Below are 14,466 nucleotides of genomic sequence, written 5' to 3'. Positions count from 1 at the left end.
TAATATAACGAAAATGAGGCTTTTTTTGAAAGAAAAATGCTGTAATTAGCTAATTTGAGATTGAATTAAAAAAGGCTAAGGTAGCTTCTTTATCTTTTTGTAGCTGTATTGTTAGTGCTTCTAAACCGGTAAATTTTACATCGTGGCGTAAAAATTTTAAGAAATTCATTTTAATATCCTGACCATATATTTCGCGGTTAAAATCGAAGATGTTTACCTCAATATTTCTTGTCATGCCGTTTATGGTTGGGCGTTGCCCGATGTAGGCCATACCTTTAAAACTTGAAGGTTGTGGATTTAAAGTTGAAGGTGTTGGGTGCTCCTTTGAAGTTTGATCTTTGAACTCTCCACTTTCTACTTTTAACTTTTCACTTTTAACTTTGAACTCATCACTCTCCACTTTGAACTCATTACTTTCCACTTTTGACTTTTCACTTTCTGGATTCATTTCGACAGTTACGGCGTAAATGCCATCACCGGGAATAAGTTTGTAAGTTTCTTCTACGAAAATGTTAGCCGTTGGAAAACCTATTGTTCTGCCAATTTTATCGCCTTTAATTACACGTCCGAAAATAGAAAATGCATAACCTAAATAATCTTTAGCTAAACTTACATCGCCTGCTAAAAGTGCCTGACGAATTTTGGTTGAGCTTACGGCAACATCATGTATATCTTGCTCTGCAATTTCTTCAACCGTAAAGCCAAAATGCAATCCTGCAGCCTTTAAATCGGTTAAATTACCGTTTCTATCTTTTCCAAAACGATGATCGTAACCAATAATAATGTGCTTGGTACCGATGTTATTAACCAAAGTATTTTGGATATAATCTTCTGGCGTTTGATTAGAAAAATCGCGGGTAAATGGCGTAATAATTAAATGATCGACGCCTAAACTTTTCAAAATCTCTGCCTTTTCATTTATGGTGTTAATCATCTTCAAATCTTGGTTTTCAGGATCGATAATCATTCTTGGATGAGGGAAAAAAGTAAGAATTACACTCTCCCCGCCATCTGCTTTGGCTTTTGCCACCAGTTGTTTAATGATTTTTTGATGCCCGAAATGAACACCATCAAATGTACCAATGGTAACAATGGCGTTAGCTAGTTTAGTGAATTCTGAAAGGTTATTGTATATTTTCAATGATGATTTTTTTATGGTTTGGGTTTTTGCATGAGGGATGGAAGCGGTATACTTTTTTGTTTCTCCTTCGATAAACTAAGGATGGCAGAAACAAAAAAGATTTAGCGTACAGCCCGACCCCTTGCGAAGCTTGGGGGCATGCCCAAAATTTTTAATTAATGTAAAGCATGGCGTTTAACTACACCGCCTTTAATATCTGCAATTTGGTGCTGAATTACAAATGCATCGGGGTCGATTTGCCTAACGGCTGTTTGTAATTTGCTCATTTCTAATTTTGTAACAACAGTAAAAATGATATCGATGTTATTGTTTTCGGCATAACCACCAGAGCCTTTATAAATGGTTACACCACGTTTCATATCGGCAATTATGTAAGCTTTAATGGCATCTTGCTTATCTGAAATGATGGTTACGCCTGTATATTGCTCAATTCCATTTACAATAAAATCAATTGTGTTTGAAGCAGAGAGATAAGTTAATATGGCGTATAGTGCGGTTTCAATATTTAAGAAATAGGCGGCAAATGCAAAAATGATAATGTTAAGGATGAGCACAATATTACCCACAGTTAAAATGCTGTTTTTGCTAATGGTAAGGGCTAAAACTTCGGTGCCATCAATAACACAGCCGCCACGCATAGCCAAACCAATACCGCCACCTAAAAATAATCCGCCGAAAAAGGCAATTAGTAATTTATCGTGTGTGATGGGTTGAAATGGTAGAACAATTAAAGAGATGGAAAGGGCTGTGATGGCAATTGCAGTTTTAATTGCAAAGGCTTTACCTATTTGTTTATAGCCTAAAATAACGAAAGGAATATTGATGATGACAATAAGGTACGATAAATCCCAATCGGTAAGCGTTCTTAATAAAAGGGAAATACCGGTTACGCCGCCATCTATAAAATGACTTGGCATTAAAAAGCTTTTTAAGCCGAAACATGCCGATGTAACGCCAGCGGCAATGAGTAGCACTTCTTTTATAAATCTGGCGTTTTTGTTTTTTAGATTATTCATGCTTCTTCTGTAGCGGGTTTTGCCTCTTCCTTTTTACTACGAATATAATTAACAAGCTCGTTAACCTCAAAAGAATTTGAAAGGAGGAAATTGCCACTGCGGGTTCTGGTTAAATTTGATAGATATGCACCGCTGTTTAGTGCTTTTCCAAAATCAGAAACTAAAGAACGTATGTAAGTGCCTTTGCTGCAAACGATTCTGAAATCTACTTCAGGAAGTTCGATTCGTGTAATTTCGAATGCAGGAACGGTTACAAAACGTTTACGTAATTCTACTTCTTCGCCCAGGCGAGCTTTAACGTATAAACGCTCTCCGTTTATTTTTACAGCCGAATGTGCAGGTGGATATTGTTCAATATCTCCGGTAAATTGTGTTGTAGCCGAATAGATTTGCTCGTTAATTATCTGGCTGATGTCGAAAGTTTCATCAACTTCAGTTTCCATATCAAAAGATGGAGTAGTGGCGCCTAAAATTAACGTTCCGGTGTATTCCTTTTCTTCTGCCTGAAAGGTATCTATCTGTTTGGTAAGCTTACCCGTACAAATAATTAATAAGCCAGTTGCAAGCGGATCTAATGTGCCGGCATGACCAACTTTTAATTTTAATGGTTTTAAAGAATTACGAATTTTGCCAACTACATCAAAGGATGTCCATTTGTAAGGCTTGTTAATTAGCAACAATTCGCCTTCGGCGAAATTAAAATCTTTAAATTTTGAATTTTCTGTACTCACAAATCTTTTTTTCGCAAAGATACAGATTAAATTATTTGTAGTGTGCGGCCGCTAAGCAGTAGGGCGATAATTATTAATCCCGCAATAATTCTATACCATCCAAAAACCTTAAAGCCATGTTTATTAAGGAAACCGATAAAACTTTTGATAGCCAAAAGTGCTACAATAAAGGCCACTACGTTGCCAATAATCAACAGATTTGTTTGCTCGTGTGTGATGGTATTTCCTTCTTTATAAAAATCGTATAATTTTTTGGCAGTAGCTGCAAACATGGTAGGAACCGCCAAAAAGAAGGAAAATTCTGCAGCAACTTTTCGGCTTAATTTCTGACTCATACCGCCAACTATTGTAGCTCCGGAACGAGAAACGCCAGGAATCATTGCGATGCATTGAAAGAAACCAATTTTTAGCGCCGTTAAATAAGTTACTTCTTCTTCCTCGTGGATAGTTGGATTGTTAAACCATTTATCGACAAATAATAATATAATACCGCCAACTAATAATGAAATGCCAACTGCTAAAGGGCTTTCCAATAGTTCATCAATTTTATCGCTTAATAATAAGCCAAAAATAGCCGCTGGTATAAATGCTACTAAAAGTTTAAAATAGAAGTTTATGGATTTAAAAAATCTTTTGAAGTATAAAACCACAACAGATAAAATAGCACCCAATTGAATGGCTACGGTAAATAGCTTCACAAATGGGTCGCTGGCTATTCCCATAAAAGATGAGCCAATAATCATGTGGCCAGTACTCGAAACTGGTAAAAATTCAGTTAATCCTTCAATAATTGCAAGGATAATGGCTTCGAAAGAATTCATGGTTCGTAATCGGGAAGTTTTGTATGAAAGAACACGCTTAATTGAATATTAAGCGTTTTCAAATTTATCCAAAGGGATGAAAATTATTTTTTTAAGATGGCATAAATACCAAAAGCGAAACCAAAAAGCACAACTAATGGCGCTAATAAAGTTCTGCGGAAATCATAAATATCGCCGGTTGTGCCCATCATTAAAATGAAACCTATAACTACAATTGCAATGCTGATTAATAATAACTGGTAATTTTTTTTAGTAAAAACCAATTCGCTTTTTGCTTCTTGTTGAGTAGATGCTGATTTTTTCTGTGCCATTATCTATATAAATTATAAGATTTTAAACGTAAATATTTGCTAACTGCAAACCAGGTGCTTATGCCTGTTATAAAGAAACCAATAATTATTAAACCAACGAATACAATTCCAAATTCTTTGTAATTGTTAAGGATTATAATTTCAGGCACCTCTTTGCGGGCATAAATTAAAGTTGCCAAAAGGATAATGATTGCAATAAACGCAGCAATTAATCCATGTAAAAAGGCAAATAATATAAAAGGACGTCTGATAAAATTTTTAGTTGCACCAACCAGCTGCATACTTTTAATTAAAAAGCGTTGCGAATAAATTGCCAATCGGATAGTATTGTTAATTAAGGCAATAGCAATTACCAGAAGAATTACCGCAAATGCTAAAATTACTAAGCCAATGGTATTGATGTTTTTATTTACCATATCAATTAAAGAACTTTGGTAAACAACTTCTTTTACTACCGGATTTTTAGAAATCTTGGCTTTTAAAGCTTCAATACTTTTATTGTTTGCAGATTCTGCTTTTAAGTAAACATCAAAAGTTGATGTTAAAGGGTTGTAGCCTAAAAAGTTAACAAAATCTTCTCCTAAATCCTGAGTTAAATTTCTGGCCGCTAATTCTTTGTTTACATATTGCGTTTGCTTAACGGCAGGGTCTGAGTTTAAGTCTTTCTGAAAAGCTAAAACGTCCGCTTCTTTTGCACCTTCATCAACAATTATATTTAAAACAATGTTCTCTTTAACGTAGTTTGAAAGGTTTTTTGCATGTACAAGTACCAAGCCAAGAAGCCCAAGCATTAACAAAACCAATGCAATACTAAATATTGTAGAAATGTATATGGTTTTGGTTTTCTTAGATGCGTCGCTTACTTCGAATTCTTCCATGTATTTAAATTTGTTTTTTGCGAAAATATAAATTATACCTGATAAACTCCAATTAATCGGCCTTTAAATGAATAACAGCGTTCTGCCTAGAGCCATGATTTTGATAATTTCATAATGCAGTTGTTAAGCCCATTTTTTAAAAGCGGTACGAAATTTGGTAATTGGGCGTTATTAAATGGAACTAAAACTTAATCAAACCCAGATGAAAAAACAATTTACCATATTTTGCCTGTTTGTTTTAACAGCAACTACAATATTTTCTTGTAAAAAAGACGATAGTTCTTTAAAGGCCCGTATTATTGGAAAATGGACCGTTAATAAAATTGAAGTGAGTGGAAATACTAACACTGCACTCAACGGAACTTTCAATTATACAATTAATGACTACATGGATTTTAAATCGAATGATGATGACCAGGTTGAATTAAGTTTAAATAATCAGAGAACAATAGGTACTTATACTGGCTCTCTGGGCAATGATTTTACAATGTCTTTTCCTGAGGGAATATCTTATTGCACAACATCTGTTATAACCACAAATCAATTGCAGTTTACCGCTAAAATTGATAAAACTAATATTGTTAAAATATATTATCTATCACGATAGAAAATCTTAATCTCCCGATTATTTGCTTGCGCCATTGGTTAATTTAATCAGTGGCGCATTTTTTTTGTCCACTTTTCATCATTGCGAGGTACGAAGCAATCTTTTGTTAAATAGATTGCTTCGTACCTCGCAATGATGGAGTGTTATGGAAATTTGTTGTTATTTTCCACTAAAATCTGTGTTCCATGGCAAAATGGAAGCTAAAATTATGTTTCACTAAACCCCTTAATTTCCGTAATTTCGCCACTTCAAAAATTTAAAACTTGCAATGGATTACCAATTCAAAGAAATAGAACAGAAGTGGCAGAAATTTTGGGCCGATAATCAAACATTTAAAGCCGAAACTAATTCTGAAAAACCAAAATATTACGTGTTAGATATGTTTCCTTATCCATCTGGAGCAGGTTTACACGTTGGTCATCCGCTAGGTTACATTGCATCAGATATTTTTTCGAGATACAAACGCCTTAAAGGCTTTAATGTTTTGCACCCGATGGGTTACGATTCGTTTGGCTTACCAGCAGAACAATATGCTATTCAAACTGGCCAGCACCCGGCAATTACAACCGAAGCAAACATTGCAACTTATCGTCGTCAGTTAGACCAAATTGGTTTTTCTTTTGATTGGAGCAGAGAAGTTCGCACCAGTGAACCATCGTATTATAAATGGACTCAGTGGATTTTTATGCAATTATATAATTCATGGTATAATATCGAAACAGATAAGGCAGAAAATATTTCAACGCTCATAGAAAAATTTAATTCATCAGGCACAGCCGATGTAAAAGCAGTTTGCGATGAGGATGTAAAATCATTTTTGCCAAGCGATTGGGCAACTTTTACTGAAGAAGAAAAGCAAGTTGAATTGTTGAAATACCGCATGACTTACCTTAGAGAAAGTACCGTTAACTGGTGCCCGGCTTTGGGAACAGTTTTAGCAAATGACGAGGTGAAAGATGGTTTCTCTGAACGTGGTGGTTTTCCGGTTGAGCAAAAGAAAATGATGCAGTGGAGCATGCGGATTACAGCTTACTCTGATAGACTTTTGCAAGGTTTGGATACCATAGACTGGCCTGAACCAATAAAAGAAATGCAACGTAACTGGATTGGGAAAAGCGTAGGGGCATCAGTTAAGTTTAAAGTTGAAGGAAATGACAAACAAATTGAGGTTTTCACAACACGTGTTGATACAATTTTTGGTGTTTCATATTTAGTTTTAGCGCCAGAGCACGAATGGGTTGCCGAGCTAACTACGTCAGCGCAAAAACAAGATATCGAACACTATATTGCTCAAACTAAAAAGAAATCGGAATTAGACCGCATGGCGGATACAAAAACGGTTTCTGGAGCTTTTACCGGCACTTATGTAATTAACCCGGTTAACGATGAACGCGTGCCTTTGTGGATTGCAGATTACGTGCTTGCGGGTTATGGAACAGGTGCGGTTATGGGTGTGCCAAGTGGCGACCAACGCGATTGGTTATTTGCAACGCATTTTAATTTGCCAATTGTTCAAATTTTAGATGCTCAGCAAGATATTGAAATACAAGCCGACCCAACTAAAGAAGGGAAATATATAAACTCTGGTTTTATTAATGGATTAACTTATAAAGAAGCTGTTCCCTTTTTAAATAACTGGTTAGAAGAAAAAAATGCAGGCAAGGCGAAGGTTAATTTCCGCCAACGCGATGCAATTTTTGGCCGCCAACGTTATTGGGGTGAGCCAATTCCGGTTTACTTTAAAGATGGTTTGCCATATCTATTGCAAGAGGAAGAATTGCCTTTAATCTTACCAGAAATTGATAAATATTTACCTACAGAAACTGGAGAACCACCTTTAGCGAGAGCAGAAGGATGGCGATATGGTGCCCCACCCCAACCCTCCCCAGGAGGGAGGGAGCTGAAAGACGCTTACCGTGCGAAAGCAGAACCAGCGATTTACACAAGCTTAAAAGAAAATGCAAAGTCGAATCGCTCAGAGCCAACTGAGGCTGAAAATATTTTATGGCAATTTTTAAGAGATAACCAAACTGGAGTTAAATTCAGACGTCAACATCCTGTAGATAAATATATTGTTGATTTTATTTCGCTAAAAAAAGGCTTAGTTGTCGAAGTTGATGGCGGTTATCATAATGTCGTTATTGAAGAAGATGCACAAAGAACTGAAGTGCTGGCTCTATATAATTATGAGGTAATTAGATTTACAAATGAAGAAGTTATTGGAAACCCGGATGGGGTTGTTGCTCAAATTAAGCAGAAACTTGCCACAATGGATGATACAAAAGTCCTCCCTACCGGGGAGGATTTAGGTGGGGCTGGATTTTCTTACGAGTTAAGCACCATGCCGGGTTGGGCAGGTAGTAGCTGGTATTGGTATCGCTATATGGACGCTAACAACAACAGTGATTTTGCTTCAAAAGAAGCTATTGAATATTGGAAAGATGTTGATTTATACATTGGTGGTTCGGAGCATGCAACCGGTCACTTATTGTATAGCCGTTTCTGGAACAAATTTCTGAAAGATTTAGGTTATACTAAAGAAGAAGAGCCTTTCAAAAAATTGATTAACCAGGGCATGATTCAGGGCAGAAGTAATTTTGTTTACAGAATTAATGACGAAGATGGCAGACCAACAAATACTTATGTTTCTGCCGGATTAAGAAAAGAATATAAAACTTCAGCACTACATGTTGATGTTAACATAGTTGAAAACGATAAATTAAACATTCAAAAATTCAGAGCTTGGAGACCAGAGTATAAAGATGCCATTCTTATTTTAGAGGACGGTTCAATCTCCTCCCCATCTGGGGGAGGCCGGGAGGGGGCTTCTGATTACGTTTGCGGTGTTGAAGTAGAAAAAATGTCGAAATCAAAATTCAATGTGGTTAATCCTGATGATTTGATTGAGCGTTACGGAGCCGATACTTTACGTATGTACGAGATGTTTTTAGGTCCGCTGGAGCAAAGTAAACCTTGGAATACAAATGGTATAGAAGGTGTGTTTAAATTCTTGCGTAAGTTCTGGAGATTATTCCACAATGAAGCATGGGAATTTACCGTTACAGATGCAGAGCCGACAAAAGCAGAGCTGAAATCATTGCATAAAATCATTAAAAAAGTTCAGGACGATATTGAGCGTTTCTCTTTCAATACTTCTGTATCAAGCTTTATGATTGCTGTAAACGAGCTAACAGATTTGAAATGCAACAAACGTTCTATTCTTCAAGATATGGTGGTAATTTTATCTCCATACGCACCTCACATCTGCGAAGAACTTTGGATACAACTAGGCAACGAAGCTGGAAGTTTGTCATACACAGCATTTCCAACTTTCAACCCTGAACATTTGGTTGAAGATGAATTTGCTTATCCGGTTTCCGTTAATGGTAAAATGAAAATGAATTTAAATTTAAGTTTGACATTGGCACAGCCAGAAGTGGAAACTATTTTACTGGCTAACGAGCAATTTCAGAAATTCTTAGATGGCAAAGCACCAAAGAAAATCATTTTTGTAAAAGGAAAGATTATTAATGTGGTTGTTTAAGTTTTTTAAGCTAAAAGGTTAAAGACTAAAGCGAAAAGCTTTCTAGCGATTTTTTTAAAAAGAAACCCCGAGTTGAATAAATCAATTCGGGGTTTTTCTGTTAAGGCTATCGTCATTGCGAGGCACGAAGCAATCTTGAAACTTTAGTTTTTCATAGCGATCGCATTAAGATTGCTTCGTCCCTCGCAATGACGACCGTTCGTGTTTGAGGAACAGATATCTCTTTCATAATTCTTGGCATCTTGCAACTTCCTTGCCATCAGGATTTAGCCGACAGATAAAAAAACCGAGCTGTAATGTACAACTCGGGTTTTTAAGCAATTTGCAAAGAAGCTTTCCGTTTTGGTCCTTCAACTTTAGACTTTCAACTTTCCATTTTCAACTTTCCACTTTTTTAATCTTTCTTTCTCCTATTCCCGCCAAACCTTCTGTTATTACTGGCATTACGAGGTTTGCCGCTCATGTTACCATCGCCGCTGCCTTTTCTAGCGCCACCACCACCTTTCGATTGTGCTTGTGGTTTGCGTTTAACCTGGCTTTTTGCAATCATGTTTTGCCATGATAGGGGATAAGGATGGTCATCAACAACTGGTAAAGTGATTTTTATCAGTTTCTGAATATCAATTAAATATTCGTTTTCTTCGGCATCGCAGAAAGAAATTGCAATTCCGTTTGCACCTGCACGACCAGTACGCCCAATCCTGTGTACATAAGATTCAGGAATATTTGGTAATTCGAAGTTAAACACGTGAGATAATTGGTCGATATCAATGCCACGAGCAGCAATATCAGTCGCCACCAAAACTCTAATTTTTCTATCCTTAAAATCAGTTAAAGCACGTTGACGGGCATTTTGCGATTTATTTCCATGAATGGCCGCCGCTTTAATTCCGGCATGCGCTAAATCTTTCACAATTCTATCTGCACCATGTTTAGTTCGTGTAAAAACTAAAGCCGTTTGGATGTTTTTATCTTCCAAAAGATGAATCAACAGCTTCTTTTTATCAGGTTTATCAACAAAATATACCGATTGAACAATGGTTTCGGCAGTTGAAGAAATTGGAGTAACCTCAACTTTAGTTGGGCTTGATAAAATAGTATTTGCTAACTTTTGAATTTCATCAGGCATGGTAGCCGAGAAAAATAAAGTCTGGCGTTTAGCAGGTAATTTAGCAACCACTCTTTTCACATCGTGGATAAAACCCATATCTAACATACGGTCGGCCTCATCTAAAACAAAAAGCTCGATAGTATTCAGGCTTATAAAACCCTGATTCATTAAATCTAACAAACGTCCGGGTGTTGCCACTAAAATATCAACGCCTTTGCGTAAAGCTTCAACTTGCGAGTGTTGATTAACACCCCCAAAAATTACCAGACGGCGTAAGTTTAAATTATTTCCATAAGCTTTAAAACTTTCTTCAATTTGTATAGCAAGTTCGCGTGTTGGCGTTAAAACCAGGGCTTTAATGTTTTTGTTTGCTTTTGTGTTGATGTGTTTTTCGTGCAGTAATTGCAACATTGGAATGGCAAAAGCAGCAGTTTTACCTGTTCCTGTTTGTGCGCAACCTAATAAATCTTTTCCTTTTAAAATTGTTGGGATGGATTGCTCCTGTATTGGTGTTGGTTGTGTATAACCTTCTTTCTCAAGGGCCTTTAAAATGGGCTCAATGAGGTTTAATTCTTTGAATAACATGTATATATTTCTGTAATATTTATTGAAGAAGCTAGAACGATCAACTGTTGAAGGACTAACTTGCGGAGAGAATATGCCAATAGATTGGCAAGCCCTAATTCCTGCTTCGGTGGCAAATATACATTTTATAAATTGAATGCGAAAATAAGGGCTCTTGGCTTTGTAAACGAATGTTTATAAAACACATTTAACAAATTTTAACATTTATGTAGGATTTGAGCAGATTGTTTTGTAAGTTTAATTTGTCAAACGTATATCACTAACCAAATATACTATCTAATTATGAAAACTAATCTACCTATCCCTGTAGGATTATTTTCCTATGCTGTTAAAAACCAAATTTTATTTCTTCCTATCCACCCGATAAGATGTCATAGTGCGTGAGCCTTTGTTGTAGTTGATTTGACTCTAGTCTAGCAAAATAAACGATGATTTCTTTATTGCGATCGTCCTTTTACCTTAACTAAACAATTTAATCTTATGAAACAAAACCAATCTTTTGTTCAGAGGAGACTTCTCCTCTGGCTACTGGCCGTGCTGTTTGCGGTCGGGGCCAACGCCCAAACTAAAATTACGGGTAAAGTAATTGCCAGCGACGACCGACAGCCGGTTGTGGGTGCAAGTATTAAAATCAAAAATGGAGCAGGAGGAACCAGTACAGATGCAAATGGCGTTTTCACATTAAGTGCAAAGTCAACTGATGTACTGGTTGTTTCTTTTGTAGGTTACGCTCCGCAAGAAGTAACAGTTGGCAATCAAACCAATCTTAACATTACCTTAGCAATTGAAAACAATAACCTATCGGATGTTGTGGTTACGGGTTATTCATCACAGCGTAAAAAGGACTTAACAGGTGCTGTTGCGGTTGTAGATATGGGCTTATTAAAAGCGCAACCTGCAGCAAGTGCTGTTGAAGCATTGCAGGGTAAAGCTACAGGTGTTTCCATTATCAATGATGGTGCGCCAGGTTCTACACCTCAAATCAGGATTAGGGGTACAAGTACAATTAATAACAACGAACCACTCTATGTTATTGATGGTGTTCCTTTTGAAGGTAAACTTTCCTGGTTAAACCAAAACGACATAGAAAGTTTGCAGGTTTTAAAGGATGCTTCTTCTGCTTCAATTTATGGCTCTAGAGCTAATAACGGAGTTGTAATTATCACTACAAAAAAAGGTACAAGTGGTGCTCCAAAAATTACTGTAGATTCATATTATGGTACACAGGCGCCTCGCAAAGGCAGTTTCCCTGAAATGATGACACCTCAGCAATATGCTCAGTATGTTTTTGATAGTTACACCAATTCAGGTAAAGCAATTGCAGCTGGTCGTAATTATGGTTCTGGCCCAACACCTACATTGCCAGAATATTTAGTGGCGGGTTCTGTTTTAGGACAAGATGTTACGGCTGCAGATGCAGATCCATCGAAATATAATTACAGCCGCGACCCAAGTTTGTTCTATCAGATTACAAGGGCAAACAAAGCAGGTACAAACTGGTTTGATGAAATTACTAAAGCAGCTCCTATACAAAACTATCAGTTGGGTGCTACAGGTGGCTCTGAAAATGCTACATACGCTTTATCAGCTGGTTATTTAAATCAAAAAGGTACAATAGAATATACAGGATTTACACGGTATAACTTTAGATCAAATGCCACAGTAAATGCTTTCAATAAACGCGTACGTTTTGGCGAGAATGCACAATATAGTTATTCAGAAGGCTTTGGGTTCGGAGTAAATCCAAATACTCCAGGTGGCTATCAAGATCAGGGTAGTGCATTAGGTTGGGCTTATCGCATTCCTACAATTATTCCGGTTTACGATATAAACGGCAATTTTGCGGGTAGTCGTGGTAGTCAATTGGGTAATGCCGAAAATCCGCTAGCCTTTTTATATAGAGCTAAAGATAATGTGAATAAGAACAATTTCTTTTTCGGTAACATCTTCGCAGAAGGTGATATTGTTAAAGGTTTGGTACTAAAAACTAATTTTGGTATACGTTACGAAAACTATAATGGTTTATCAATGCGATATCCAAACCTTGAATTTTCAGAAGGAAATAATTCAAATAACCTTAACGAATATCAAGGCTACAATACCGAGTGGACATGGACCAATACCTTAAACTACACCGCCACATTTGCTGAAAAACACCGTTTAACCGCCTTGGTTGGAACTGAAGCCATACGCTCCAGATCGAGACAGTTAAATGCCGGAAGAAATGATTTCTTCTTATTGGGAGATTTAAATTATTACTACTTAAATACAGGCTCTTCTAATATCAGCAACTCAAGCACGGGTTCTATAGGCTCATTATTTTCACTATTTACAAAAATAGATTACTCATTTAACGATCGCTACCTGGCAAGTTTTACCCTTCGTAGAGATGGGTCATCAAACTTCGGACCTGCGAATAAATACGGGTTTTATCCTGCTGCAAGTGTAGCCTGGAGAATATCAGAAGAGTCATTCTTAAAAGATGCCAAATGGGTAAGTGATTTAAAACTTCGTGTAGGTTACGGACAAACCGGTAACCAGCGAATCCCGCCTTATCAATATATCAACAGATATCAAAGCTCCATCATTAACGCAGCGTATGCAGTAGGCGGTGGTAATACCCTAACTACTGGTGTATGGCAAAATGCATATCAAAATGCTGATGTTAAATGGGAATCTTTAAAGGCACTAAATGTAGGTATTGATTTTACCATATTTGATGGCAAGTTTGATGGTTCGATTGATGCATACAGTAAAAAAACTACTGATATGCTTTATAACCTTCCATTACCTGTTAGTGTTGTTGGCGGAGGAAGCGCACCTTTTGTTAACATTGGAGATATGAGCAACAAAGGGGTAGAATTTAATGTTGCTTACCATCATGGTCGCAAAGCTGATGACCCTTTCAAATTTGATGTAGGTTTAAATTTTTCTAAAAACGTAAATAAAATCGATAGACTTGCACCGGGTATTTTTAACCAGGTTTATGGAAACTACCGTAGTTTACAAACCAGCGTATTGCAACAAGATGCCGCTTTTGGTTCATTTTATGGCTATAAAACAAATGGAATTTACCAAAGCACGGCTGAGATTCAATCCGGACCATCATACGCAGGTGCACGTGTTGGCGGACTAAAATATATGGATATTAATGGCGATGGAATCATCGATCCAAAAGATAGAACCATTATTGGAGATCCGAATCCTGATTTTACTTATGGAGTTAACCTAAATGCATCTTATAAAAACTTTGATATTTCGGCTTTCTTATACGGTGTACAGGGAAATGATATTTTCGAGGCAACCCGTTACTTTACAGATTTTCCATCTTTCGATGGTGCTAAAAGTACACGTTTATTAAACGCCTGGAGTCCAACCAACAGATCGAGTAACATTCCTTCTGCTTATGCAGGTGCATCTGATGTAGAATTTGCTTCATCAAGCTACTATATTCAAAGTGGCAGCTTCTTGAGGCTTAAAAATATTCAGGTTGGCTACTCAATTCCGGTTAAAGTTTTCGGAACTAAATCTGGCGTTAGCCGCTTCAGGATTTATGCATCGGCAAGTAACTTATTTACCATTACAAAATATACCGGTTTAGATCCAGAGGTTACACAAATTACAGATACTTTTACTGCACCGGGTGTAGATCAGGGTGTATACCCTTCACCTCGCCAGTTTTTATTAGGTATTAACGTTGGATTTTAATTAAAAAGATAAA

At 36.8% G+C, this 14,466-nt stretch carries 10 protein-coding genes; 3 read left to right on the top strand and 7 right to left on the bottom strand.

The genetic code is table 11. The annotated features are described in order from the left end of the window. Positions 1-49: 49 nt before the first annotated feature. The 6 genes from LUA86_RS13250 to LUA86_RS13225 form a co-directional block, all read right to left on the bottom strand. Positions 50-1,141 (bottom strand): bifunctional riboflavin kinase/FMN adenylyltransferase, encoded by a 1,092-nt coding sequence (locus LUA86_RS13250; protein ID WP_231463483.1) that lies wholly within the window; start codon positions 1,139-1,141, stop codon positions 50-52. A gap of 155 nt (positions 1,142-1,296) precedes the next feature. Beyond that, positions 1,297-2,157 carry a YitT family protein gene (locus LUA86_RS13245; protein ID WP_231463481.1) on the bottom strand — a complete coding sequence of 287 codons (861 nt, stop codon included), beginning with the start codon at positions 2,155-2,157 and terminating at the stop codon, positions 1,297-1,299. After that, a complete protein-coding gene (gene truB / locus LUA86_RS13240) occupies positions 2,154-2,888 on the bottom strand; it encodes a tRNA pseudouridine(55) synthase TruB (RefSeq protein ID WP_231463479.1) in 735 nt (244 codons plus the stop codon). Before truB ends, LUA86_RS13245 begins: the two co-directional genes overlap by 4 nt. Positions 2,889-2,914: 26 nt before the next feature. Next, the gene (locus LUA86_RS13235) at positions 2,915-3,709 is read right to left on the bottom strand and encodes an undecaprenyl-diphosphate phosphatase (RefSeq protein WP_231463477.1); all 795 of its coding nucleotides are present in this window, start codon (positions 3,707-3,709) and stop codon (positions 2,915-2,917) included. An 83-nt stretch (positions 3,710-3,792) separates the two neighbouring features. After that, on the bottom strand, positions 3,793-4,020 hold the full coding sequence (locus tag LUA86_RS13230) for a DUF3098 domain-containing protein (protein ID WP_231463475.1): 228 nt from the start codon (positions 4,018-4,020) through the stop codon (positions 3,793-3,795). Continuing rightward, positions 4,020-4,898 (bottom strand): ABC transporter permease, encoded by an 879-nt coding sequence (locus LUA86_RS13225; RefSeq protein ID WP_231463473.1) that lies wholly within the window; start codon positions 4,896-4,898, stop codon positions 4,020-4,022. The genes LUA86_RS13230 and LUA86_RS13225 overlap by 1 nt, the downstream gene beginning before the upstream one ends. Before the next feature lie 202 nt (positions 4,899-5,100). Here LUA86_RS13225 and LUA86_RS13220 point away from each other — a divergent pair, with 202 nt between their 5' ends. Further along, positions 5,101-5,505, top strand: coding sequence for a hypothetical protein (locus tag LUA86_RS13220; protein WP_231463471.1), 405 nt, complete (start codon positions 5,101-5,103; stop codon positions 5,503-5,505). 268 nt (positions 5,506-5,773) lie between these two features. Continuing rightward, positions 5,774-9,049, top strand: a complete 3,276-nt coding sequence (locus LUA86_RS13215; protein ID WP_231463469.1) for a DUF559 domain-containing protein — start codon at positions 5,774-5,776, stop codon at positions 9,047-9,049. A 394-nt stretch (positions 9,050-9,443) separates the two neighbouring features. Here LUA86_RS13215 and LUA86_RS13210 read toward each other — a convergent pair whose 3' ends face one another. Beyond that, positions 9,444-10,745, bottom strand: a complete 1,302-nt coding sequence (locus LUA86_RS13210; RefSeq protein ID WP_231463468.1) for a DEAD/DEAH box helicase — start codon at positions 10,743-10,745, stop codon at positions 9,444-9,446. Between the two features lie 480 nt (positions 10,746-11,225). Here LUA86_RS13210 and LUA86_RS13205 point away from each other — a divergent pair, with 480 nt between their 5' ends. Then, complete coding sequence (locus LUA86_RS13205) at positions 11,226-14,453, top strand: TonB-dependent receptor (RefSeq protein WP_231463465.1); 3,228 nt, start codon at positions 11,226-11,228, stop codon at positions 14,451-14,453. Positions 14,454-14,466: the final 13 nt, after the last annotated feature.

This window comes from Pedobacter sp. Leaf132, assembly GCF_920984695.1.
Taxonomy (GTDB): Bacteria; Bacteroidota; Bacteroidia; order Sphingobacteriales; family Sphingobacteriaceae; genus Pedobacter.
Note: the sequence above shows the minus strand (reverse complement) of the source record. Positions and strands in the feature narration are given on the sequence as shown.